This window comes from Xylanibacter ruminicola Ga6B6 (assembly GCF_000687715.1).
Taxonomy (GTDB): Bacteria; Bacteroidota; Bacteroidia; order Bacteroidales; family Bacteroidaceae; genus Prevotella; species Prevotella ruminicola_B.
This window is the reverse complement of the sequence record NZ_JHXD01000014.1, coordinates 12,638-36,731: the sequence shown is the minus strand read 5'-3', so window position 1 is coordinate 36,731 and position 24,094 is coordinate 12,638. Positions and strand designations below refer to the sequence as shown.

Annotated in this window: 20 protein-coding genes; 9 read left to right on the top strand and 11 right to left on the bottom strand. The window is 49.8% G+C overall.

Annotated elements, in window-relative coordinates; all coding sequences use genetic code 11:
* Positions 1–26: 26 nt before the first annotated feature.
* The 6 genes from galE to lon are packed head-to-tail and all read right to left on the bottom strand — an operon-like array spanning position 27 to position 8,017.
* A complete protein-coding gene (galE, locus tag T500_RS0109395) occupies positions 27–1,067 on the bottom strand; it encodes a UDP-glucose 4-epimerase GalE (RefSeq protein WP_028907900.1) in 1,041 nt (346 codons plus the stop codon).
* An 11-nt stretch (positions 1,068–1,078) separates the two neighbouring features.
* A complete protein-coding gene (gene ispE / locus T500_RS0109390; protein ID WP_028907899.1) occupies positions 1,079–1,912 on the bottom strand; it encodes a 4-(cytidine 5'-diphospho)-2-C-methyl-D-erythritol kinase in 834 nt (277 codons plus the stop codon).
* Positions 1,909–3,210, bottom strand: coding sequence for a DEAD/DEAH box helicase (locus T500_RS15690; protein WP_036908943.1), 1,302 nt, complete (start codon positions 3,208–3,210; stop codon positions 1,909–1,911). Before T500_RS15690 ends, ispE begins: the two co-directional genes overlap by 4 nt.
* Positions 3,210–4,391: an LptF/LptG family permease gene (locus T500_RS0109380; protein ID WP_028907898.1), complete on the bottom strand. Its 1,182-nt coding sequence runs from the start codon at positions 4,389–4,391 to the stop codon at positions 3,210–3,212. Before T500_RS0109380 ends, T500_RS15690 begins: the two co-directional genes overlap by 1 nt.
* Positions 4,388–5,530, bottom strand: a complete 1,143-nt coding sequence (tgt, locus tag T500_RS0109375) for a tRNA guanosine(34) transglycosylase Tgt (protein WP_028907897.1) — start codon at positions 5,528–5,530, stop codon at positions 4,388–4,390. Before tgt ends, T500_RS0109380 begins: the two co-directional genes overlap by 4 nt.
* Before the next feature lie 24 nt (positions 5,531–5,554).
* Positions 5,555–8,017 carry an endopeptidase La gene (gene lon / locus T500_RS0109370; protein WP_036908942.1) on the bottom strand — a complete coding sequence of 821 codons (2,463 nt, stop codon included), beginning with the start codon at positions 8,015–8,017 and terminating at the stop codon, positions 5,555–5,557.
* Positions 8,018–8,119: 102 nt separating this feature from the next.
* On the opposite strand from lon, the gene T500_RS0109365 reads away from it, so the two are divergent.
* A complete protein-coding gene (locus T500_RS0109365; protein WP_028907895.1) occupies positions 8,120–8,830 on the top strand; it encodes a tRNA1(Val) (adenine(37)-N6)-methyltransferase in 711 nt (236 codons plus the stop codon).
* 195 nt (positions 8,831–9,025) lie between these two features.
* Here the strand turns inward: T500_RS0109365 and T500_RS0109355 are convergent, their stop codons facing one another.
* Complete coding sequence (locus T500_RS0109355; RefSeq protein WP_028907894.1) at positions 9,026–9,406, bottom strand: DUF3127 domain-containing protein; 381 nt, start codon at positions 9,404–9,406, stop codon at positions 9,026–9,028.
* 167 nt (positions 9,407–9,573) lie between these two features.
* Here T500_RS0109355 and dnaN point away from each other — a divergent pair, with 167 nt between their 5' ends.
* From dnaN to T500_RS0109330, 5 genes are read left to right on the top strand one after another with little or no spacing between them, the layout of a single operon-like run.
* Positions 9,574–10,698 carry a DNA polymerase III subunit beta gene (dnaN, locus tag T500_RS0109350; RefSeq protein ID WP_028907893.1) on the top strand — a complete coding sequence of 375 codons (1,125 nt, stop codon included), beginning with the start codon at positions 9,574–9,576 and terminating at the stop codon, positions 10,696–10,698.
* A gap of 19 nt (positions 10,699–10,717) precedes the next feature.
* Positions 10,718–11,575 (top strand): 3'-5' exonuclease, encoded by an 858-nt coding sequence (locus tag T500_RS0109345; RefSeq protein ID WP_028907892.1) that lies wholly within the window; start codon positions 10,718–10,720, stop codon positions 11,573–11,575.
* Positions 11,572–12,477, top strand: coding sequence for a DUF4835 family protein (locus T500_RS0109340; protein ID WP_051611991.1), 906 nt, complete (start codon positions 11,572–11,574; stop codon positions 12,475–12,477). Before T500_RS0109345 ends, T500_RS0109340 begins: the two co-directional genes overlap by 4 nt.
* A 7-nt stretch (positions 12,478–12,484) precedes the next feature.
* Positions 12,485–14,143 (top strand): DNA repair protein RecN, encoded by a 1,659-nt coding sequence (gene recN / locus T500_RS0109335; RefSeq protein WP_028907890.1) that lies wholly within the window; start codon positions 12,485–12,487, stop codon positions 14,141–14,143.
* Between the two features lie 34 nt (positions 14,144–14,177).
* Positions 14,178–15,839 (top strand): tetratricopeptide repeat protein, encoded by a 1,662-nt coding sequence (locus T500_RS0109330; protein WP_028907889.1) that lies wholly within the window; start codon positions 14,178–14,180, stop codon positions 15,837–15,839.
* Positions 15,840–15,842: 3 nt separating this feature from the next.
* Here T500_RS0109330 and dnaB read toward each other — a convergent pair whose 3' ends face one another.
* The 3 genes from dnaB to T500_RS0109315 are packed head-to-tail and all read right to left on the bottom strand — an operon-like array spanning position 15,843 to position 19,262.
* Positions 15,843–17,351, bottom strand: a complete 1,509-nt coding sequence (dnaB, locus tag T500_RS0109325; RefSeq protein ID WP_028907888.1) for a replicative DNA helicase — start codon at positions 17,349–17,351, stop codon at positions 15,843–15,845.
* Positions 17,352–17,364: 13 nt separating this feature from the next.
* On the bottom strand, positions 17,365–17,979 hold the full coding sequence (locus tag T500_RS0109320; RefSeq protein ID WP_155267497.1) for a trimeric intracellular cation channel family protein: 615 nt from the start codon (positions 17,977–17,979) through the stop codon (positions 17,365–17,367).
* A gap of 8 nt (positions 17,980–17,987) precedes the next feature.
* Positions 17,988–19,262, bottom strand: a complete 1,275-nt coding sequence (locus tag T500_RS0109315; RefSeq protein WP_028907886.1) for a replication-associated recombination protein A — start codon at positions 19,260–19,262, stop codon at positions 17,988–17,990.
* Between the two features lie 109 nt (positions 19,263–19,371).
* On the opposite strand from T500_RS0109315, the gene T500_RS15685 reads away from it, so the two are divergent.
* From T500_RS15685 to T500_RS0109300, 3 genes are read left to right on the top strand one after another with little or no spacing between them, the layout of a single operon-like run.
* Positions 19,372–20,196, top strand: coding sequence for a hypothetical protein (locus T500_RS15685; protein WP_051611990.1), 825 nt, complete (start codon positions 19,372–19,374; stop codon positions 20,194–20,196).
* Positions 20,197–20,244: 48 nt separating this feature from the next.
* A complete protein-coding gene (locus tag T500_RS0109305; RefSeq protein WP_155267496.1) occupies positions 20,245–22,434 on the top strand; it encodes a sodium-translocating pyrophosphatase in 2,190 nt (729 codons plus the stop codon).
* A 9-nt stretch (positions 22,435–22,443) separates the two neighbouring features.
* The gene (locus T500_RS0109300; protein ID WP_028907884.1) at positions 22,444–23,091 is read left to right on the top strand and encodes a M15 family metallopeptidase; all 648 of its coding nucleotides are present in this window, start codon (positions 22,444–22,446) and stop codon (positions 23,089–23,091) included.
* Here the strand turns inward: T500_RS0109300 and T500_RS15680 are convergent.
* Positions 23,078–24,022 carry a D-alanyl-D-alanine carboxypeptidase family protein gene (locus T500_RS15680; RefSeq protein WP_051611989.1) on the bottom strand — a complete coding sequence of 315 codons (945 nt, stop codon included), beginning with the start codon at positions 24,020–24,022 and terminating at the stop codon, positions 23,078–23,080. The genes T500_RS0109300 and T500_RS15680 overlap by 14 nt on opposite strands.
* Positions 24,023–24,094: the final 72 nt, after the last annotated feature.

The following is a 24,094-nucleotide window of genomic DNA, read 5'->3' as shown; positions in this document are numbered from 1 at the left end:
TGGATGTTCTTCCTTTTGATATTGTATTACTGAATGCCGCGCTCGCGGAGCTGCTGCTGCCAGCGCCATGCGGTGCGCAGGATTTCCTCGGTAGGCGTCTCGGCCTTCCAGCCAAGTACCTTGTTGGCCTTGTCGACATTACCCCAAACCTGCTCGATATCGCCCTCGCGACGTGGAGCGTAGGTCCAGTTAACCTTTACGCCAGTGGCCTTCTCGAAGCCCTCTACAACCTCGAGGGTAGAAAGACCCTTACCGGTACCGATGTTGAATACCTCGACAGCCTCGCACTCAGGCTTATCAAGCACGCGCTCCATAGCCTTTACGTGAGCCTTAGCCAGATCAACTACATAGATATAGTCGCGGATACAGGTCTTGTCAGGTGTGTTGTAGTCGTTACCGAAGATCTTCAGCTGCTCGCGGATACCCATGGCAGTCTGTGTAACGAAAGGAATGAGGTTCATGGGCACACCGTTAGGCAGCTCGCCGATGAGTGCTGATGGGTGAGCACCGATGGGGTTGAAGTAACGCAGGATAATGCTCTTGATAGGTGCACCAGAGTGGATGTAATCCTGGATAATCTCTTCGTTTACCTGCTTGGTGTTGCCGTAAGGACTCATAGCCTTCTGGATAGGAGCGTTCTCGGTAACAGGCAGGTTCTCCTGTGCAGGCTGGCCGTAAACGGTACAGCTTGATGAGAAGATGATACCCTTGACATCGTACTTAGGCATGAGCTCCAGCAGGTTGATGAGCGAAGTGAGGTTGTTGCGGTAGTACAGCAGCGGCTTCTCAACGCTCTCACCCACAGCCTTCGAGGCTGCAAAGTGGATGATACCCTCGATCTTAGGGTACTTCTTGAACACGCCCTCGAGGGCCTCCATGTCGCAGCAGTCAACCTTCTCAAAAGCAGGACGAATGCCGGTAATCTTCTCGATACCATCCACTACATTTGCGTTTGAGTTCGACAGGTTGTCGATAATAACAACTTCGTAGCCTGCTTCCTGCAGCTCTACAGTGGTGTGACTGCCGATAAAACCGGTTCCACCAGTAACAAGGATTGTTTGTTTCATAATGTTTTAAATTATATTGATATAGTTGTAATAAATGTTCCCTCTTGAGCGAACTCTTCGAGATTAAGCGGCTGCTTTGACAGGGCGAACAGGGTAGAACCCGAACCCGACATGGCAGCGTAGGTGGCGCCCAACTCATACAGGCGATTCTTAACGGCACCTAATTCGGGATGCACAGCAAACACGCTGTCTTCGAAATCGTTAGTTAGTTTGCCACGCCACTCCTCAACGGGCAACTGTATTACATCCTTACAGTTAAGCTCGGGGTAGTGGGGCTTAATCAAGGCAAAGGCCTCGCGGGTAGAAACCGGAATGTCTGGTCGAACCAACGACAGATACCAGCCTGATAATGAGAGATCTATGGGCTGCAGCTTTTCGCCGATACCCTCGGCATAACAAGGTTTGTTGAGGATAAAGAATGCGCAGTCGGCACCCAGACGGGCGGCATACTGTATCATCTGCTCATCGCTCAGCCCCAGGTTAAACATCTTGTTAAGCAGCGTAATCATAAAGCCGCAATCGCTCGATCCACCGCCCATACCAGCCTGCGTGGGTATACCTTTATACAGGTGCGCGTGCACGCGAGGCATATCAGGAAAATCCTGTTTAAGCAGGTTGTAAGCACGCACCACTAAGTTGCGCTGCTCATCGCCGTCGATATGGATGTTCGACACCTTCAGGTCGCAATCCACCTGCGAGGGGAACTCGGCATCCATCGGGTATGCCTCGAGCGCATCCTTGATGGGCACAGGGAAGAACACCGTCTGCAGGTTGTGATAACCATCAGCACGCTTCTCGACAACGTTCAGACCGAGATTGATCTTTGCTATAGGAAATGTTATCATACTTTTTTATTTTTATTACCTTGACCTTGCTTGCCTTGGCCCTTACCTTTGCCGTTTCCGTGGCCTTTGCCACCACCTCCGTGACCGCCGTGGCCCTTTGAATGCCAACGACCGTTGCGGCGACTGGTGGGTTTCTTTTCGCGTTTCTTATATTCGGGAGCTTCGCCCAGGCCTTCGGGCAGGGGCAGCTTCTCAACCTCTTTACCTAAGAAGTGCTCGATACTTTGGAAACGGTACATATCGGTATCGCTCACAAAGGTGATGGCCTCACCATCGCGATCGGCACGGGCTGTACGACCGATACGGTGTACGTAATCCTCGCTATCAGATGGCACATCGTAGTTGATAACCAGTCGGATATCGTCGATATCGATACCACGGGCCACAATATCGGTAGCCACCAGCACATCGGTCTGTCCGGCCTTAAAGCGGTACATAGCTTCATCGCGCTCGGCCTGCGAGAGGTCGGAGTGCATCTGGTCGCAGTTAACGTGCATTGACTTCAGCTTGCGGGTAACCTCTTTTACGCGCTCCTTCTTACCCGAGAAGATAATCACGCGCTGCAGGTCGCCTTTCTTAAAGATGTTCTGAATAATCTTCAGCTTCTGTGGCTCGTAGCACACGTAAGCCATCTGGTGAATCTTCTCGGCAGGCTTTGATACGGCAATCTGTATCTCAACGGGGTTGTGCAGCAGCTGTACGGCCAGCTCACGGATCTTCTTAGGCATGGTGGCCGAGAACATGATGCGCTGACAGCTGTCGGGCAACTCCTTTACAATCTTCATGATATCCTCGATAAAGCCCATATCGAGCATGCGGTCGGCCTCATCGAGCACAAAGAATGAGCAACGGGAGAGGTCGAGATTACCTACCTTGAGGTGACTGAGCAGTCGGCCTGGTGTGGCAATCAGTACATCGGCACCCATACGCATCGAGCGCAACTCCTGATCGTATCGGTTACCATCGTTACCGCCGTAAACAGCCACGCTGCTCACATCGTCGAGATAATAACCAAAGCCCTGCATGGCCTGATCTATCTGTTGAGCCAGCTCGCGGGTAGGCGACATGATGATGGCGTTGATGGCATCCTTGGGATAGTCGCCATCATCGAGTTCAGAAAGGATAGGCAGCAGGTAGGCTGCAGTTTTTCCGGTACCAGTCTGGGCCACACCCAGTACATCGTATCCATCCAGAATCTCAGGAATACACTGCTCCTGGATGGGCGTCATATCTTCGAAGTGCATGTCGTACAGCGCATCGAGGATATTATCGTTCAAATATGTTTCTTCAAATTTCATTAATTCGGTGCTTGTCTATAGCAGAAGTATGCTATGATTACATATAATAAGTTAGGTATCCACGCAGCCAACAGCGCAGGCGTGTCGGCATTGATGGCGAAGGTGGCACTGATAGTCTGCAACAGGATATAACCGAACGACAGGGCCAGACCTATACCCAGGTACATACCCATGCCGCCCTTACGCTTGCGACTTGACAGCGACACACCAATCATGGTGAGGATAAACGATGCAAACGAGGTGGCTATGCGCTTGTGGTACTCAACCTCGTACTGCACCACGTTAACCGATCCGCGCTCAACCTGTTTCGAGATATAATCGCTCAGCTCGGTAGAGGTAAGGGTTTCCTGCTGTCCCTTTGAGAACACCAGGTCCATAGGCTCCATCTGTATCAAGGTATCGATAACTGCACCCGATTCGATCTCCTCGCGCAAACCCTTCAGTGTACGTATCTTATAGCTCTGAGCCTTCCAGTGGTAACGGCTGTCGCTGATAGAATCGTAGCGGATAACCGAGGCCGTCATGTGGCTCACCAGCTTCTTGTTCTCGAACTTATCGAGCGAGAAACCGTAACCCGTCTTGGTCACGTCGTCGTACTGCTGCAGATAGGCAATCACACCCGGCTGCACCATCAGCTGCACGTTGTTGGCCGAAAGGTTACGCTCCTTGTTCTTGTACTTGGCCTCGAAATCCATCTTAACCTGGTTGCCCTTAGGAATCACATAGCCGCCCAGATAAAAGTTAACGGCAGCAATCAATGCCGCCGATATCATATAAGGGCGCAGCAGGCGCTTAAAGCTTACACCAGCTGCCAGCATGGCTATAATCTCGCTATTGCCCGCCAGCTTACTGGTAAAGAAGATGACGGCAATAAACACAAACAACGGTGAGAAGAGGTTAGCGAAGTAGGGCACAAAGTTGGCGTAGTAATCAAATACAATCGCCTTGAGCGGTGCGTTATAGGTAGAGAACTTAGCCAGGTTCTCGTTCACATCAAACACTATCGAGATAGAGATAATGAGGATAATCGAGAAGATGTAAGTACCAATAAACTTGGCTATGATGTAGCGGTCAAGCCTTTTAAGGTAACTGAACGGATTCAGCACCCTGAGGCATCTCAGGCATTTAAGCCAACGCAGCCATCGCAGCCAATGTTTTATCTTACGAAATGCTTCTTTCATCGTCTTCTTCCTAATTGATCGATAACCGAACGTTTCCACTGTACAAAGTCGCCTGCAATGATGTGCTGTCGGGCATCGCCCACCAAGCGCAGATAGAACGCCAGGTTATGAATCGAGGCAATCTGCATGGCCAGCAGCTCCTGAGCCTTGAACAGGTGATGCAGGTAGGCCTTGCTATGTATGCGGTCGATCTCGCAGCCATCGGGATCGATGGGCGAGAAGTCGTTCTCCCATTTCTTGTTACGCATGTTCATCGTTCCCTCGTAGGTAAACAGCATGGCGTTACGACCGTTACGGGTTGGCATTACGCAGTCGAACATATCCACACCGCGCTCGATACCCTCCAGAATGTTCTGAGGTGTACCAACACCCATCAGGTAACGTGGACGCGACTTAGGCAGAATCTCGTTTACCACCTCGATCATCTCGTACATCACCTCGGTAGGCTCGCCCACGGCCAGTCCACCAATCGAAGCACCACCGCCGTCGTTCAGCTTAGCCAGCACATCGCACACGTGCTTGGCAGCATCCTGGCGCAGGTCCTTATAGGTACAGCCCTGCACAATGGGGAACAACGTCTGGTTGTAGCCATACAGGGGCTCGGTTTCGTTAAAACGCTTTACGCAGCGCTCCAGCCATCGCTGGGTGAGGCGCAGACTGTTCTCGGCATACTTATAGTCGCTCTGTCCCGGTGGGCACTCGTCGAACGCCATCATGATATCGGCACCAATCACACGCTCGGTGTCCATCACGTTCTCGGGCGTAAAAATATGCTTAGAACCATCGATGTGACTACGGAACTCGCAACCTTCCTCACGAAGCTTACGAATACCTGTCAACGAAAAGACCTGGAAACCGCCCGAATCGGTAAGGATAGGACGATCCCAAGTATTAAACTTATGCAAGCCACCTGCCTGGCGCAGAATGTCGAGACCTGGACGCAGATACAGATGATAAGTGTTACCAAGGATAATCTGTGCCTTAACCTGCTCACGCAGTTCGCTAAAGTGCACACCCTTTACGCTTCCTACTGTGCCAACAGGCATAAAGATAGGAGTTTGAATCTGTCCGTGATCGGTGGTAATCAATCCCGCACGGGCATCGCTGGCTGCATCGGTATGTTGTACTTCAAATGTCATTTCAAATACTTCAAATCTTCAATCTTAATTCTTCGAATCCTTATTCTCCTCGGGGATAGTGAAATCGAGCGGATTCTTTACAATCTCATCGGTCAGGGCAAAATCCCATACATCCTGCACGTTCTCCACATAGTGGAAGTTAACGCCCTGCAGGTACATATCGGGAATCTCAAGGATATCCTTCTCGTTCTCCTGACACATCACAATATCGGTGATACCGGCACGCTTAGCGGCCAGAATCTTCTCCTTAATACCACCTACAGGCAGAACCTTTCCGCGCAGGGTGATCTCACCGGTCATAGCGGTGTTCTTACGCACCTTACGCTGGGTGAGGGCAGAGGCAATCGAGGTGGCGATAGTGATACCAGCCGAAGGACCGTCCTTGGGTGTAGCACCCTCGGGCACATGGATATGAATATTCCAGTTATCGAAAATGCGGTAGTCGATGTTCAGCGTCTCGGCATGAGCCTTCACGTACTCAACAGCCAGGATGGCCGACTCCTTCATCACATCACCCAGGTTACCGGTAAGTGTAAGCTTTGAGCCCTTACCCTTTGAGAGCGATGTCTCGATAAACAGAATCTCACCGCCAACCGAAGTCCAGGCCAGACCTGTTACCACACCGGCATAATTGTTGCCCTGATAGATATCACGATAGAAAGGTGGCTTGCCAAGCAGTCCCTCCAGCTCGTTGGGGGTAATCTTCTTGTATTCAGTACCATCCTCAATCTGGCGCTTAAAGGCAATCTTACGCAGGGCCTTGTTGATTTGCTTCTCGAGCTGACGAACACCGCTCTCACGGGTATAACGCTCAATAATCATCTCGATGGCAGCCTTATTGAACGAAGGCTTCATGCTTGCCTCGATATTCAAACCGGTATTATCCAGCTCGCGTGGTATCAAGTGACGCTTTGCGATTTCAATCTTTTCCTCTGTGATATAACCACTTACATCGATAACCTCCATACGGTCGAGTAGGGGACGAGGAATCGTGCTCAGGTTGTTGGCCGTTGCAATGAACAGCACCTTCGAGAGGTCGTAATCCACATCCAGATAGTTATCGTGGAAGGCGTTGTTCTGCTCTGGATCGAGCACCTCGAGCAGGGCCGATGCAGGGTCGCCATTGTGGGTATTCTGTGTTACTTTATCAATCTCGTCGAGAATGAATACGGGGTTGCTCGAGCCAGCCTTCTGGATGCTCTTGATGATACGTCCAGGCATAGCCCCGATGTAGGTACGACGGTGACCGCGAATCTCAGCCTCGTCGTGCAGTCCACCAAGCGAAACACGTACATACTTACGCTTCATGGCAGCGGCAATCGACTTACCCAACGATGTCTTACCAACACCTGGAGGGCCATAGAGGCACAGGATAGGCGACTTAAGATCGCCACGCAGAGCCAGCACAGCCATATACTCAAGGATACGCTCCTTAACCTTCTCCATACCATAGTGGTCCTTATCCAGGATGCGCTTGGCACGCTTCAGGTTCAGATCGTCAACGGTATATTCGCCCCATGGCAGGTTTACCAGCGTTTGCAGGTAAGTAAGCTGCACGTTATACTCAGGACTCTGTGGGTTCAGGTTATCCAGTTTGTCGCACTCCTTACGGAAATACTTACCAATCTCGAACTTCCACATCTTGTAGCGGCCTTTGGTAAGCAGCTCGTGCTTCTCGGGCGACTCGCCGTTACCCATCTCAGCCTGCATGTTCTTAATCTGCTGCTGCAGGAAGTAGTTACGCTGCTGCTCGTCGATATCCTCACGGGTTTTGTTACGGATATCTGCCTTCAGGTTCTGCAGGTTAATCTCGCGGTTCAGCATCTTCATGGTGGTGAACAGGCGCTCCTTTACAAGACCGATTTCCAGCAGTTTCTGCTTCTCCTTGTAGTTGAACGGCATGTTGGTGCACACAAAGTTAAGCATCATCACCTTGTTCGAGATATTCTTGATAGCAAAGCTGGCCTCGTCGGGGATTTCTTCCGATACCGAAACGTATCTGCTAACCATTTCGCGTAGATCGGCCACAGCTGTATTGAACTCACGATCCTTTGGATCGGGCAGATCCTCCTCAAGCGCTGTCACGTCGCCCTCAAGATAAGGCGATGTAGCAACAATATCGTTCAGTTCCAAGCGTCCCAAGCCCTGCAGAATGGCGGTAATATTGCCATTGGGTAGGGTGAGGAGCTTCATCACCTTGGCATAAACACCCACCTCAAACAGGTCGTGCTTATCGGGATAATCCACATCGGGATCGCGCTGGGCTACAACGCCAATTATCAAACCTTTCTTCTCAGCTTTTTCAACCAAGGCTTTGCTGGCCTGACGACCAATAAGAATCGGCGTTACCACACCGGGGAACAGAACCATATTGCGCAAAGCCAGAATGGGCACACGGTCAGGCGTGTGAACATTCAAAAAATCCTTCAAATCTCCATCTACATCAGCAATCATCTGAAATGCTGAATTATTATTCTGGTTACTCATTTTCAAAATTATTAAATCGGGGTGCAAAGTTACTAATAAAAATTAAGAAATACGTACGAAAGGGGCAAGAATTAACAAATTATTAGTAACTTTGCCGCGATTATGGCAAAAAACAGCTTTCAATTCAAACAATTCACTGTTTATCAGGACCGTTGCGCCATGAAGGTTGGTACTGATGGCACACTGCTTGGCGCATGGGCTAACGCGCCCATTGCAGCAGCACGTATTCTGGACATCGGAACGGGCACCGGACTGGTAGCACTAATGATGGCTCAACGCTTTCCTGAAGCGCAAGTTACAGGCATTGATATCGATGAAGATGCTGTCCATCAAGCCCAGGAAAACGTAGTAGGCTCTCCATTCGTCAACCGGATTATGATAAATAGAGAAGATGCTACAAAAATGGATGACAAAGCAGGGTATGATGTCATCGTGTGTAATCCACCATATTTCGTTGATTCACTCACGTGCCCACAAGATCAACGAACGCTGGCCCGTCACGCTGTAAGTTTAACGTACGAGAGTCTGATGCACGTAGCCAGTAAGCTGCTAAAAACCGATGGTATTCTGTCGTTAGTTATTCCTGCCGATAATCAGGATAACGTAGAGTCAGCCGCAGCTTTCGAGGGATTATTCTTGACCAGAATCTGTCTGATTAAAACTACGCCCAACAAACTGCCTAAACGTCATTTGGTTGAGTTTAGAAAGCATCCCGTAGAACAAGTAAATTTCGAAGAGCAAGTATTAGAATCATTCCCAGGTCAGCGCAGCGATTGGTACCACAATCTTACTAAGGATTTCTATGTCAAATAATCTAACATAACAATATTATTCAATTAGCATCGTTAAAGCAGATGCTTCAAAACTTCGATATTTTGAAGCAACCTGACCATTGGTTCGAAATATCGCAAAAACAGAAACTTCTATTTATCATAATATGGATTCTCGTAAAAAAAGAAAAGTCCCCACAACCGTGAGGACTATAGCCTTATTTCTTGGATAAATCTCTTAGAATGGCAGATCGTCAGACGAACCCTCGCTAGCAGGCTCCTGTGCTGGTGGAAATGGTGATGTAGCTGCTGAAGGAGCTGCTACAGGAGCACCGGCCACAGGCTGCTGACCACGGATAACGTTGTAAGCACGTACATCGTTATACCAACGACCATTATATTCGCGAGCATCAATATCAAACTGGATGGTAAGCTCGTCACCATTCTGGATATTGAACTGATTGATTCTGTCCTCACCAAATACGTTAAAAACGCAACGCTTAGGATACTGACCAGGAACCTCCAAAACGTATTCCTGAGTCTTCCATGAGTTGCCTGTACGGGCCGAAACGCCTCCGCGGGCTTCCATTACCGCAATGATTTTACCTGTTAATTCCATTATCTTTTTTGTTTTATTTTGTTGAAAATATCGTTTTCAGAGTGCGAAATTACTAAAAATAGTTTGAATAACGCACATTTCTGCTCTTTTTTTTGCTCATTACAACTTTTTTTTGTAATTTTGTAACCAATAATATAATATGTAGAATAATAAAATAACTATAAACTATGCGTTTTACATTATCAAGCACAGCACTGAGCTCTAAGCTCGTTGCACTCTCGAGAGTGATTAACAGTAAAAATGCTCTACCCATCCTGGGTGACTTTTTATTCGAGATCGAAAACAATGTTCTGCATCTGACAGCATCAGATTCTGAGAACGTGATGAAGACCCAGCTGGAGCTGACCGAAAGCGATGGCGACTTCCGGTTTGCTATCGGTAACCACGACCTGCTGGAGGCCGTTAAAGGCTTCTCAGAGCAGCCCATCACATTCGACGTGGATCTGGAGCAGAATCTGGTAAAGATCACCTACCAGAACGGTTTGTTCTCACTGCCTGTCGACAATGCCGACGAATTCCCTGTGGCACAGTCAGTTAGCGAGTTTGCCAAGACTATTGTTCTGCAGAACGCCATCCTGGCCGAGAACATCAACCGTAGCATCTTCGCTACCGCTCAGGATGAGCTCCGTCCTGTGATGAACGGTATCTACTTCGATCTTACTCCCGATCACCTGGCAGTAGTTGCTTCAGACGGACACAAGCTGGTTCGCAACAAGATATTCAGCATTAAGAGCGAGGAGCCATCGGCATTTATCCTGCCTAAGAAGCCCGCTAACCTGCTGAAGAACCTGCTGGGTAAAGATGGTGGCGATGTTACCATCCGTTTCGACGAGCGCAACGCCGAGGTTAACTACGGTGATGGTGTGCTGCTGTGCCGCCTGATTGAGGGTCGCTACCCCAACTATAACTCAGTTATTCCACAGAATAATCCTAACGAGGTTCGTCTGGATCGTCTGTCACTGCTGGCTGCCCTGCGCCGCGTACAGCCATTTGCTAACGATTCTAGCAATCTGGTACGCTTCCACGTTGAAGGCTCTACATTCCAGCTGGATGCTGAGGACTACGACTTCTCAAAGACCGCTACAGAGCGCATGACCTGTGAGTATAACGGCATACCAATGAGCATTGGTTTCAAGGGCAACGCCTTTATCGAGATTCTGGGCAACATCGAGTGTCCTGATGTCATTATCCAGTTGGCCGACTCTAGTCGCGCTGGTTTGGTTCTGCCTTCAGAGCAGCCAGAGAATCAGGAGGTTGTTATGCTGATGATGCCTATGCTTATTAACGACTAAAAAGCGGGAGAAGAAAAAGGTGAAACTGAATTTAACTAAACCTCTGGTAATATTCGATCTGGAGACTACGGGCCTTGACTTGGTTAAGGACCGTATTATCCAGATCTCGTATATAAAAGTATATCCCGACGGACACGAAGAACGCGGCAACGAGTTGGTAAACCCCGAAAAGCCCATCGAGCCGATGATTACCCAGCTTACGGGTATCTCGAACGATGACGTAAAGGACAAGCCCACATTCAAACAGTTGGGCGCCGTGCTGGCCGAGAAATTTACAGGCTGCGACTTTGCGGGTTTTAACTCAAACCACTTTGATATTCCCCTTCTCGCTGAGGAATTCCTGCGTGCTGGCGTAGATTTTGATTTCAGCAAGTGTAAGATGATCGACGCACAGACCATTTTCCATAAGATGGAGCGCCGCAATCTGGCTGCTGCCTATAAGTTCTACTGCGGACGCAAGATGGAGGAAGACTTCGAAGCACACCGTGCCGACCAGGATACCGAAGCCACCTATCGTGTGCTGATGGGCGAGCTGGACAAGTATGCACCAGGTGCTAATGAAGACCCCGAGAAGGTGCTTGAGAACGATATGAACAAGCTAGCCGAATTCTCGCGTGCTAACAACAATGTAGACTTTGCCGGTCGTATTGTTTGGGGCGAGATGAAGGATCGCAACGGTAATACCCTACTCGACGAACAAGGAAATCCACGCCTCACCGAGGTATTCAACTTCGGAAAGCACAAGGGCATTCCTGTAGCCGACGTGCTGCATATCGACCCAGGCTATTACAGTTGGATTCTTTCGGGCGACTTCACGTATAACACCAAGCAAGTACTTACAAGAATTCGTCTTCGCGAGTCAAAACTTAACGGATGATCAGGAATACTTGTTTAACCATACTAGCACTACTTGCAGTTCTTGGAATACATGCCCAAGAGCTGCAAGTTAAGGTTAGTGTGAACCACAGTCAGATACAAGGCACCGATGCCAGCGTGTTTGAGAACCTGCAGCAAACCATCGAGCAGTTTATGAACGAGCGCGCATGGACCGACCTGCAGTTTCAGAAAAACGAACGCATTCAGTGCAACATGAACCTGACTGTAAACAAGTATCTTCGCGATGAGAACCGCTTTGAGTGTACCGCACTTATACAAGCCAACCGCCCTGTTTATAATGCAGCTTATACCACTACATTATATAATAATAGGGATGCCAACTTTAACTTTGTGTTCCAGCAGTTCGACCAGTTAAACTTTGCCGAAGAGAACATCGACAACCAACTGACCGCTCTCCTAGCCTACTACGCTTTACTGACGATTGGCTTAGACCTCGACAGCTTTGTGCCAATGGGGGGAACAGATGTACTACAGCGCTGTCTGGTGCTGGTTAACAACGCCCAGAACTTAGGTTTTACGGGTTGGAAATCGTTCGAGGACAACCGCAACCGCTTTGCCATTATCAATGATTATATGGACGAAGGCATGAAACCCTTCCGCCAGTTGCAATACGATTATTATCGTAAGGGACTCGACGAGATGACCAATAACGCCGAACGTGGCCGAACAGAAATATCGGCAGCACTCGAGAACGACCTTCAACAGGCCCACGAAAACAAGCCGCTGAGTTTGTTGCCGCAGATATGGACCGACTACAAGAAGGATGAGTTGGCCAACATCTACAAAGGTAAAGGTACACAAAAAGAGAAACAACGTATCTACGACTTGCTGATGGGCCTGAACGCCTCGCAAAATAATAGTTGGGAACAAATTACCAAATAGAGTTACTATGCTTAAGCATTTATATATCAAGAACTTTACGCTGATCGACGAGCTGGATATCTCGCTCTACGAAGGTTTCTCGGTTATCACTGGTGAAACTGGAGCCGGAAAGAGTATTATCCTAGGCGCCATTGCGTTGCTGTTAGGACAGCGTGCCGACTCGAAAACCATCAAACAAGGAGCCGATAAATGTGTGATTGAGGCGCATTTTGATTTGTCGCGCTACAACATGCAGGCATTCTTCGACGAGAACGATATCGAGTACGATGCCGACGACTGTATCATCCGTCGCGAACTTACAGCAGCCGGTAAGAGTCGCGCGTTTATCAACGACACGCCTGTAGCTCTCTCTATGCTCAAGGAGTTAGGCGACCAGCTGATGGATGTTCACTCGCAACATCAGAACCTGTTGCTGAACAAGCAGGACTTCCAGTTAGAGGTGGTAGATATCATTGCCGACGACGCTACTCAGTTGGCCAAATACCAGCAGACATACGCTGCTTATCAGTCTGCCGAGAAAGAATTGGCTGAGTTGCAAGCAGCTATCGAACGCAACCGTGAGAACCGCGATTTCCTGCAATTCCAATACGAGGAGCTTCAGAATGCACACCTGCTTGAAGGCGAGCAGGAAGAGCTGGAACAGCGCAGCGACACGATGGAGCACTCCGAGGATATCAAGAGCGCCCTATATACTACCGACAACGCCCTATCGGCCGAGCAGAACGGCGTGATAGAACAGTTGCGTTCATCGCTCTCGGCCTTACGAAGCATCGAGGCTGTGTATCCCGAGGTGGGCGATTTGATTCAGCGTATCGACAGCAGCTATATCGACCTGAAGGATGTGGCTCATGAAATCAGCAGCCTATTAGAGTCGGTAGATTTCGATCCTGCCGAACTGGATCAGGTTAACAACCGTTTGGATCGCATCTACGAGTTAGAGAAGAAATACCACGTTGACGCTATCGAGGCGCTGATTGAGAAGCGCGACAACTTGCAGCAGCAGTTGCAGGCCATCGAGAACGGCGACGAGTCACTCGACGAAGTGAAGGCACGTCTCAGCCAGTTGGAAGCCCAAGCCCGTAAGGAGGCTGAAGCGCTCACCAAACTGCGCACTAAGGCCGCCAAGAAGATTGAGGACGAGATGCAGAAACGCCTGGTACCATTAGGTATGCCACACGTTCGTTTCAGCATCCAGCTTACTGCTATTGAGTTGGGCATAAATGGTACCGATAGGGTTTCGTTCCTGTTCAGCGCCAACACTTCTACCCCACTCCAGCCTGTTTCGCAGGTGGCTTCGGGTGGTGAGATTGCCCGTGTGATGTTGTCGCTCAAGGCGATGATCAGCGGCGCCGTGAAGTTGCCTACGATTATCTTCGACGAGATTGATACCGGTGTGAGTGGTAAAACAGCCGAGATGATGGCTCAGATTATGAAGGAGATGGGCGGTCATGGTCGTCAGGTTATCAGCATCACGCACCTGCCGCAGATTGCAGCCTTAGGCTCGGTACATTATAAGGTTGAGAAGAACGAGACCGCCAACGGTACCACCAGTAAGATGCGCCAACTTGATGCCGACGAGCGTGTACGCGAGATTGCCCAGATGCTGAGTGGTAGCGACGTATCGGAGGCCGCCATACAGAATGCAAAAGCTCTGCTGGGACATTAACTTTGAACATTGAACATTGAAAAATAAAAGAAATATGAAAAAAAGATTATTCTTAATATTACTGACGGTGATGCCATTACTGGCTGGCGCTCAGCCTAGCTGGGTAAAGAAAGCCACTAAGTCGGTATTCACCCTGAAAACCTTTGCCGAAGACGGTTCGCTCATCGGCAGCAGTAACGGTTTCTTTACCAGCGCCAATGGCGATGCCGTAAGTAACTACACTCCATTCAAGGGTGCCACAAGAGCTGTAGTAATTGATGCAGCAGGTAAGGAACTGCCCGTAGTAAGCATCGTAGGTGTAAACGATATGTACGATGTAGTAAAGTTCCGCGTAAGCGGTAAAACACAGCCTCTGGTCATCAGCAGCGCTTCGGCCACAGTAGGCAGTCAGGCTTGGTTGCTGCCCTATCACGAAGTAAAGAACGTGCCAGCAGGTACCGTTCGCAAGGCAGAAACCTTCCAAGGCGAGTACGATTACTATACCGTAGCGCTCACCATGCCCGCCAACACCGTTAGCTGTCCGCTGATTAACCAGCTGGGCGAAGTCATCGGCCTGATGCAGCAGCCCGCTACCGATAAGGATACACTCACCTATGCCGTTAGCGCCCGCTTTGCCGATTCGCTGAAGATATCGGGCTTTGGCATGAACGAGTCGAGTCTGTTGGAAACCAAGATTAAGAAGGAATTGCCCGATAACATCAAGGAGGCCGTTCTGGCACTCTATATGGCCCAGACACGTCAGGATTCAGCCGCTTATGCAGCCCTGATTGAGGACTTTATCCATAAGTTCCCCAACGCAGCCGACGGTTATATGTACCGTGCTCAGCTTGAGGCTGGTGCTAATGATTTTGCCGCCGCCGACAGAGATATGGAGATGGCCATCAAATACGCTCAGCAGAAGGATGATGCCCATTACAACTATGGCCGCATGATCTATAACAAAATGATATTCCAGGCTGATGTGCCTTACGATAAGTGGACACTGGACAAGGCGCTTGAAGAGGTTCGTACCGCCAACACCTTTAATCCACAGTCGATGTATCGTCAGACTGAGGCTAACATTCTGTTTGCCCAGAAGAAATACGCCGAAGCCTACGACATCTTCAACGATCTCTCAAACACCAACATGAAGAGTGCCGAGCTATACTTCAGCGCTGCCCGTTGTAAGGAGATGCTGCAGGACACCACCTCGATGCTGGCCCTGATGGATAGCGCCATGAACATGTTCAGCAAGCCCTACCTGAAGGAAGCCGCCCCTTATCTGTGGTCACGCGCCCAGGCTCGTTTGCAGGCTAAGAAATTCCGTGAGGCTATCGCCGACATGAACGATTACGAGGAGCTGATGAAAGCCAACGTAAATGATAACTTCTACTACATCCGTCATCAGGCCGAAATCGAGGGGCGCTTGTATCAGCAGGCACTCAACGATATCACCCGCGCCATTGTGATGAATCCTAAGGAGACCTATTATTATGCCGAGAAGGCCTCGCTCGAAATCCGTGTAGGTCTATACGACAATGCGATAGCAACCGCTAAGGAGAGTCTGAGCGTTGATGCTAACGATAGCGACGGCTACTTGTTCTTAGGTGTGGCCCAGTGCCTGAAAGGCAACAAGAAAGAGGGAATACAAAACCTGCAGAAAGCCAAGGAAATGGGCAATCTGCAGGCAGATAACTTGATTGAGAAATACAAATAACCGTTAGAAAGGTAACGGTTCGTTTGGATCTGACGGAGGCAACGGTGGGTTGTCTCCGTTTATTTTTGATCCCAATATCTCGCCGCCACCCATTGGGGCACGGTTCTCGATAGCTTTATCCTCAGGATTCTCAAAACGGGTGTACTCACCACGGAAGGTAAGCAATACGTCGCCCGTAGCTCCCTTACGGTGCTTAGCAATAATAATCTGTGCCATACCGTGAAGGTCGCGTCCGTTATCATCCTGATAGATATGATAGTACTCAGGACGGTGTACGAACAGTACCATGTCGGCATCCTGCTCGATGGCTCCCGACTCACGCAGGTCGCTCAGCTGGGGGCGCTTTCCTTCCAATCCTTCACGACTCTCAACACCACGGTTCAGCTGACTCAGCGCCAGGATAGGAATATTCAACTCCTTAGCCAAACCCTTAAGCGAACGAGAGATGGTTGACACCTCTTCCTGTCGGCTACTGAATCGCATACCGTTGGCATTCATCAGCTGCAGGTAGTCGATCATAATCAGCTTCACACCATGCTCACGAACCAGTCGACGGGCCTTGGTACGCAACTCGAATACAGAAAGACCTGGGGTATCGTCGATATACAGCGGTGCACCCAGCAGTTTATTGATATTTTTATCCAGTCGCTCCCACTCATCACGTTGCAGCTGTCCGTTCAGAATCTTCGAACCCTGAATCTCACAGGCATTCGAGATTAATCGGTTTACCAACTGAACGTTCGACATTTCTAACGAGAAGAAAGCCATTGGCGTACGGATATCGGCGGCAATATTCTTGGCCATTGAGAGGGCGAACGATGTCTTACCCATCGCAGGACGTCCGGCGATAATCACCAGGTCGGAAGCCTGCCATCCACTGGTCAGGTCGTCAAGCTTAAAGTAACCCGTTGAAACACCCGTCAAACCGTCGGTGTTCTTAGCGGCATCCTGGATACCCTTTACAGCCAGCGAGATAACAGGGTCGATCGACGTATAGTCCTTCTTCATGTTGTGCTGCGACAACTCAAAGAGCGAACCCTCGGCCTCTTGCATCAGGTCTTCTACATCAATCGTCTCATCGAAAGCCTTTGTCTGAATCATGCTCGAGAACGAGATGAGCTGACGGGCCAGCGACTTCTGGGCGATGATATTGGCGTGATACTCGATATTGGCCGATGATACCACGTTCGAGCTCAGCTCGGCTACATAACCGGGACCGCCTACCTGCTCCAGATTACCCGACTTAGCCAACTGGTCGGTAACCGTCAGGATATCAACTGGTTTTTCCTCCATACTCAAGTCGCGTATGGCGGCATAAACCATCTGGTTACGAGGCTCGTAGAAGCTCTCAGGACGCAGAATCTCGCACACTACCGCGTAGGCATCCTTATCAATCATCAGCGCACCCAGCACAGCCTTTTCAATCTCCAAGGCCTGTGGCTGAAGGTGTCCGTAGGTAGGATCTACGGGCTGGTTATTACTTTTTCTTCGTCTATTTGTTTGTTCTGCCATATATATTACTTAGTTATTTCTCTTTTAATACAGGGAGCGAAAGGTGATAGCGCACAGCCAGGAAACGAATCAGACAGGTAACGATAAAGCTTACCACCGCGCTTATTTCGGCAGCTACACCCAGTTCGTCAAGTCCCCAATAGGCCACGCCGCCTATCACACAGGCCATCGCGTATATCTCCTTATGGAATATCACGGGCTCGTTGTTCAGCAATACATCACGGATCACGCCACCAGCCGAACCGGTGATACAGCCCATGATGATAGCCACCCAGAAAGGCTGATCAAAGGCTAAACTCTTCTGGATACCGGCAATGGTAAAGAGTGCCAAACCCAAGGTATCGAACACAAACCAAGCGTTTTTCAAGGGCTCCATCCATTTGCCGAAAAGCACTACGGTAAGCAGTGCTACTGCGGTACAAATCAGATAGATAGCGTTGGTCATCCAGAATGGCGTGGTGCCTAACATCACGTCACGGATGGTACCTCCGCCGATAGCCACAGCCACGCCGCACACATAGCCGCCAAACCAGTCGAAGTGCTTGGCTGCTGCATGCCTGATACCTGATATGGCAAAGGCGAATGTGCCCAACAACTCTATCAACTTGATGATTAAATCCTGATCCATATTCATAATTAGTCCTCGTATCGTTTTCCCCAATAATTTACCATGCGCTGGTACATCTTCTCCTCAGCGGGATTATGCTGTCCGTGCCAGATACGTTCATTCTTCAGCGCATCAGGCATATACTGCTGTGGTGTAAAATGCCCTGCAAAGTCGTGCGGATACTTATAGCCGTCGTGATAGCCTAGATCCTTCATCAGCTGTGTGGGCGCATTACGGATGGGCAGCGGCACAGGCTGATTTCCCGTACGGCGTACCAGATCGAGCGCAGCATCCACACCCAGGTAAGCGCTGTTGCTCTTTGGCGATGTGGCTAGATAAACCGTAGCCTCGGCTAAAGGAATGCGTCCCTCGGGCCAACCAATCTTCATCACCGCATCAAACGCAGCATTGGCCAACAGCAAGGCATTTGGATTGGCCAGACCTATATCCTCTGAGGCGCTGATCACCAGACGACGGGCGATAAACTGTGGGTCTTCGCCGCCCTCAATCATACGTGCCAGCCAATATAGTGCGGCATCGGGATCGGAACCTCGAATGCTCTTGATAAAGGCCGAGATGATATCGTAGTGCATCTCGCCATCCTTATCGTAAGCCAACGGATTCTGCTGCAGACGGTTCACCACTTTCTCGTCGGTAATCACTACTTCATCCCCTGCTTCAGCTTCAACTACCAACTCTAAGATATTCAACAACTTACGCGCATCACCTCCACTATATCTCAGCATAGCGCTGGTTTCCTGTAGAACGATGTTTCGCTCCTTCAGGATAGCGTCGGTATGGATGGCGCGCTCCAGCAATTTCTGCAGGTCGTCCTTCTGTAACGACTTGAGCACATAGAGCTGACAGCGTGACAGCAACGGACGGATTACCTCGAACGACGGATTCTCGGTTGTGGCACCAATCAGGGTAACGATACCCTTCTCTACAGCCCCCAGCAACGAGTCCTGCTGCGACTTTGAGAAACGGTGTATCTCATCTATAAATAATATAGGTGAAGCCTCGTTAAAGAACCTGCCCTTCTGGGCACGCTCAATTACCTCGCGCACATCCTTCACACCACTCGTTACAGCCGAGAGCGTGTAGAAGGGTGTTTCTAACTTGTGGGCAATGATTTGGGCCAGGGTGGTTTTACCCACTCCAGGAGGGCCCCAAAGGATAAACGAAGGTATGCGTCCTGCGTCGATCATCTTACGCAGAACAGCCCCCTCACCCACCAGATGTTCTTGTCCGATATACTCATCTAAAGTGCGTGGACGCAGTCTTTCAGCTAATGGTTGTGCCATATTCGGGCACAAAGTTACGCTAAATTGCGATAATTACAAAAAATTATGGCCAAAAACTTGCGAATAAAAAATAAAGTGGTTACATTTGCACAAAAATTAGTAGAATAATATGGCAAGAACAAAACAACAACAACCGGAAAGTAATCCGTCATTATCAATTAAGAGTGTAACCAAGAGTAGTGTTTGGGACATCCAGGAGAATGATGTCTTCCGTATGTGGGAGGCCGCTTGTAAGGATGCCGAAGTAAAGGAAAACGTTAAGCACTACATCCAGATTTTTAAGAGTGCCTTCTTTATCGAGGATCTTCGCGACGATTCTGCCCCCATCCGCAAGAGCTACGAGGGTCGTGGTTATAAAGTGGCCACTATTAAGTTCGACGATAACATGAAATTCATCTGGGCCATCAAAAAGCGCCCTATCAGTCGTGTCACCGATTTAACTTACGAGAATATCCGTCACATCTCAGCAACCCAGTTGCTCGAGGTTATCGACCGCAATTTTGGTGGCGGTTGGGATTCGCTCTCACAGTCTATTCAGGACGTTATCCAGAGCGGTTTCGATATCTCTACCACTACCCTGCCTAAGGACCGCTTGCACAAGAAAGGCGGCATGTACGACAAGAAGGTTGAGGATGGCTACGAGGTACTCGAGGTGCCCAAGGGTGGCTGGGTTGAGGCTATCTTTGCCAAGTTGAAGCCGGAGGAGATCAAGCTGCGCATGCAGTTGCGTAACGGCGACGACGATGATTTTGATGAGGACGACGACTCTGACGTAATCGTTGAGGACAACTACAGCTCTCATGATGAGGAAGATGAGGAGGTAGATGGACCAAACGACGAGGATATCACCGAGGACAACTACTCAACAATGATGGACCTTGGCGACGACTCTGACGAGGAAAGCTCTGAACTCATCGATTTTTCTGAGGAATAAGAATAAGTGCGCATTCACTTAATTACAACCCAATAAAACTAAAAACCTATTATGATGATTCCTCAAGTATTCTGGCTGGTGCCCATCGCATCGATTGTGGCATTAGGCATGGCGTATTTTTTCTTCACTCAGATGATGAAAGCCGATGAGGGTACGCCGCGAATGAAAGAAATTGCGCTTTATGTGCGCAAAGGTGCTATGGCCTATCTAAAGCAGCAGTACAAGGTAGTAGGCATTGTGTTTGCGGTGCTCTGCGTGCTGTTTGCCTTTATGGCCTACGGACTGAATGTTCAGAACCCTTGGGTACCGTTTGCCTTCCTTACAGGCGGTTTATTCTCGGGTCTGGCTGGTTTCTTTGGTATGAAGACAGCAACCTATGCTTCGGCGCGCACCGCTAATGCCGCCCGCGAGAGCTTGGATGCCGGTTTAAAGATTGCCTTTCGTTCGGGAGCTGTTATGGGACTCACCGTAGTAGGTCTTGGTTTGCTTGATATAGCCATCTGGTTCGTAGTGCTTAACCACTTCGATGCCGATGGCTTAATTTCTATTACCACAACGATGCTTACCTTTGGTATGGGTGCTTCTACCCAGGCGTTGTTTGCGCGTGTGGGCGGCGGTATCTACACCAAGGCTGCCGACGTAGGTGCCGATATCGTAGGTAAGGTTGAGGCCGATATCCCAGAGGACGATCCGCGCAACCCCGCTACCATTGCCGATAACGTAGGTGATAACGTGGGCGACGTGGCCGGTATGGGTGCCGACCTGTACGAGAGTTATTGCGGCTCGGTACTCTCTACTGCCGCACTGGGTGCAGCTGCCTTTGGTGTGGCAGGCTTAGAGATACAGCTCAAGGCCGTTATCGCGCCTATGTTAATTGCCGCTGTAGGCGTGTTTCTCTCGCTACTGGGCATCTTCCTGGTTCGCACTAAGGAGGGCGCTACCATGAAGGATCTGTTGCGTTCGCTCTCGGTGGGCACCAACGTAAGTGCCATCCTGATTGCTGCCGCTACCTTCTGCATCCTGTATCTGCTCGACATCCAGAACTGGCTGGGACTTTCGTTCTCGGTCATCTCGGGTCTGGCAGCAGGCGTTATCATCGGACAGGCTACCGAGTATTACACCTCGCACAGCTACAAGCCTACCCAGAAGATTTCGGAAGCCGGACAGACAGGTGCCGCTACAGTTATCATCAAGGGTATCGGTACAGGTATGATTTCTACCTGCATCCCCGTTATCACCATTGGTGTAGCCATCATGCTCAGCTATCTGTGCGCTAACGGCTTCGACCTCTCTATGTCGTCAGAATCACTGGCTCACGGTCTTTATGGTATCGGTATCGCTGCTGTTGGTATGCTCTCTACTTTGGGCATCACCTTGGCTACCGATGCTTACGGACCTATTGCCGATAACGCAGGCGGAAACGCCGAGATGTCGAGCTTAGGCGAAGAAGTTCGTCATCGTACCGACGCCCTTGATGCACTGGGTAACACCACAGCTGCTACCGGTAAGGGCTTTGCTATCGGTTCGGCTGCGCTCACCGCTTTGGCGCTATTGGCCTCGTATATCGAAGAGATTAAGATTGCGATGACCCGCGCTGGCGTAATGATGGAGAACGTAAAGGGCGAGCTGATTTCGGCTGCCGATGCTAATATCCCCGACTTCATGAACTTCTTCCAGGTAAACCTTATGAACCCCAAGGTGATTGTAGGCGCCTTTATAGGTGCGATGGCCGCCTTCCTATTCTGCGGTATGACGATGGAAGCTGTGGGACGTGCTGCCGAGAAAATGGTGCAGGAGGTTCGTCGCCAGTTCCGTGAGATAGCAGGTATTCTCGAAGGTACAGGCACGCCCGATTACGGTCGTTGTGTTGAAATCTCTACCCGTGCTGCTCAGCACGAGATGATTATCCCATCCGTTCTGGCCATCCTTATTCCTATCATCGTAGGCTGCGTGCTGGGTGTTGCTGGCGTGCTTGGACTGCTGGTAGGCGGACTGGCTGGCGGCTTTACCTTGGCCGTATTTATGGCTAATGCCGGAGGCGCTTGGGATAATGCTAAGAAGAATATCGAAGAAGGTGCCTTTGGCGGTAAGGGCTCGTTTGCCCATAAGGCCTGTATCGTAGGCGATACCGTTGGCGATCCCTTCAAGGATACCTCTGGCCCGTCGCTTAACATCCTGATCAAGCTCATGTCGATGGTCAGCATTGTGATGGCGGGACTCACCGTAGCATTTATGTAATTCGTAACAATGAAGCAACTACTCACTACTTTCGTATTCTGGCTTTGCTGCACTATAGGTGCGCAGAGCCAGATTTTTAACTCTTCAGCCATTCCCGACAGCGTTTGGCAAACCATGCAGGGCAAAACCTGGCACGATAATCCTTACATCAAGCGTAGCGACTTGCGTTACTTGAGGATTTCGCATGTTGATTTGGAAGGCCGCACCCATGTAGGCGAAATGATTTGTAACAAGTTGATAGCCGATAAGCTGCTGGCAATATTCCGCGAGCTTTATAAGGCGCACTACCCTATCCAGCAGATGCGTCTGCCCGATGTGTACGATGCCGACGACGAGCGCCAGATGCGTGCCAACAACACCAGCTGTTTCTGTTATCGCAACATCTCGGGCTCCAAGAATCTGTCGAAACACGCGCGTGGCCTGGCCGTAGATATCAATACGCTGTATAACCCCTACGTACGCTATAGCAAAAAAGACGGCAGCCAGATTGTAGAACCAGCAACTGCCAAGAAGTATGTTAACCGTGCGGCTGATTTTCCGTATAAGATTACCCGTAACGATTTGTGTTACAAGCTGTTCATAAAATACGGATTCAGCTGGGGAGGTGCCTGGAAAAACAAAAAGGATTACCAGCACTTTGAGTTTATTGGGCGTTAATGCGCTGGGTGTAAGCATCCATCACACGGAACCCATAATCCAATAATGCGGCCGATTCGGTGAATCGTGTCGCATGTTTTCTGCTGTTCAGCAGCACCAGATACAACGTATGTCCGTTGCGGGTAGCCGATGAGGCCAAGCAGTAACCAGCCTGTCGCGTATAACCCGTTTTAATGCCTATACAGCCCTCGTAAGTGTGCAGCAGGGCATTTGAGTTCCGGCAGTCCATATGGCGCCCGTCGGTCAGCGGAACGGCTTTCTCGGTGGTACCCACAATGCTGGCAAACAGTGTGTCGCGCATAGCATAGCGGGCCAGCTTTACCAAGTCGGCAGCGCTGCTGAAGTTATTGTCGTTAGGCATACCGTTAGGGTTGGCAAAATGTGTGCTGTCCATCCCTAAGTATTGTGCCTTCCGGTTCATCAGATCATAGAATTGCAACGTGTCGCCGCCCACATGCTTGGCCAGCGCGTAGGCCGCATCGTTATCGCTGATCATCATCATCTCGTAAATCAGGTCGAGCATCACGTAGCCCTGACCCAGACGTACACGCGAATCCCGGTTGATAAACACATCTTCGGTGATATCAATGCTATCGCTCAGATTACCTTTCTCGAGCGCAATCAAGGCTGTCATCATCTTGGTGATCGAGGCCATAAAGCGACGCTCAAAACCACATTTCTCGCTAATCACGATACCCGTAGAGTCGTCTACCAGCATCCATGCATCGGCGGTGAGCGAATCCAGCTTTGTGCGACCCTCAATCGAGTCGGGATTCAGCATTGCACGCAGCGAAGTGGTGTCGATTCTGCTGACTTTTTCCAGTCGGATCTGCTCAGGTGTAAGCTCGATTTTCTCGTCACCCCTCCCAAAACGACACGATGCCAGCACTACTGCCAGCATCATTGTCATGGTTATATATCTCTTTTTCATTGGTTCAAACTTACAAATTATCAATTTTTGACCGCAAAGTTACACATTTTTTCGATAAAATAGTCAATTTCC

What these genes read in the sequence shown, in the direction of transcription:
- galE (WP_028907900.1), bottom strand. Translation starts at nt 1,067, where the DNA reads ATGAAACAAACAATCCTTGTTACTGGTGGAACCGGTTTTATCGGCAGT.
- ispE (WP_028907899.1), bottom strand. Translation starts at nt 1,912, where the DNA reads ATGATAACATTTCCTATAGCAAAGATCAATCTCGGTCTGAACGTTGTC.
- T500_RS15690 (WP_036908943.1), bottom strand. Translation starts at nt 3,210, where the DNA reads ATGAAATTTGAAGAAACATATTTGAACGATAATATCCTCGATGCGCTG.
- T500_RS0109380 (WP_028907898.1), bottom strand. Translation starts at nt 4,391, where the DNA reads ATGAAAGAAGCATTTCGTAAGATAAAACATTGGCTGCGATGGCTGCGT.
- tgt (WP_028907897.1), bottom strand. Translation starts at nt 5,530, where the DNA reads ATGACATTTGAAGTACAACATACCGATGCAGCCAGCGATGCCCGTGCG.
- lon (WP_036908942.1), bottom strand. Translation starts at nt 8,017, where the DNA reads ATGAGTAACCAGAATAATAATTCAGCATTTCAGATGATTGCTGATGTA.
- T500_RS0109365 (WP_028907895.1), top strand. Translation starts at nt 8,120, where the DNA reads ATGGCAAAAAACAGCTTTCAATTCAAACAATTCACTGTTTATCAGGAC.
- T500_RS0109355 (WP_028907894.1), bottom strand. Translation starts at nt 9,406, where the DNA reads ATGGAATTAACAGGTAAAATCATTGCGGTAATGGAAGCCCGCGGAGGC.
- dnaN (WP_028907893.1), top strand. Translation starts at nt 9,574, where the DNA reads ATGCGTTTTACATTATCAAGCACAGCACTGAGCTCTAAGCTCGTTGCA.
- T500_RS0109340 (WP_051611991.1), top strand. Translation starts at nt 11,572, where the DNA reads ATGATCAGGAATACTTGTTTAACCATACTAGCACTACTTGCAGTTCTT.
- recN (WP_028907890.1), top strand. Translation starts at nt 12,485, where the DNA reads ATGCTTAAGCATTTATATATCAAGAACTTTACGCTGATCGACGAGCTG.
- T500_RS0109330 (WP_028907889.1), top strand. Translation starts at nt 14,178, where the DNA reads ATGAAAAAAAGATTATTCTTAATATTACTGACGGTGATGCCATTACTG.
- dnaB (WP_028907888.1), bottom strand. Translation starts at nt 17,351, where the DNA reads ATGGCAGAACAAACAAATAGACGAAGAAAAAGTAATAACCAGCCCGTA.
- T500_RS0109320 (WP_155267497.1), bottom strand. Translation starts at nt 17,979, where the DNA reads ATGGATCAGGATTTAATCATCAAGTTGATAGAGTTGTTGGGCACATTC.
- T500_RS0109315 (WP_028907886.1), bottom strand. Translation starts at nt 19,262, where the DNA reads ATGGCACAACCATTAGCTGAAAGACTGCGTCCACGCACTTTAGATGAG.
- T500_RS15685 (WP_051611990.1), top strand. Translation starts at nt 19,372, where the DNA reads ATGGCAAGAACAAAACAACAACAACCGGAAAGTAATCCGTCATTATCA.
- T500_RS0109300 (WP_028907884.1), top strand. Translation starts at nt 22,444, where the DNA reads ATGAAGCAACTACTCACTACTTTCGTATTCTGGCTTTGCTGCACTATA.
- T500_RS15680 (WP_051611989.1), bottom strand. Translation starts at nt 24,022, where the DNA reads ATGAAAAAGAGATATATAACCATGACAATGATGCTGGCAGTAGTGCTG.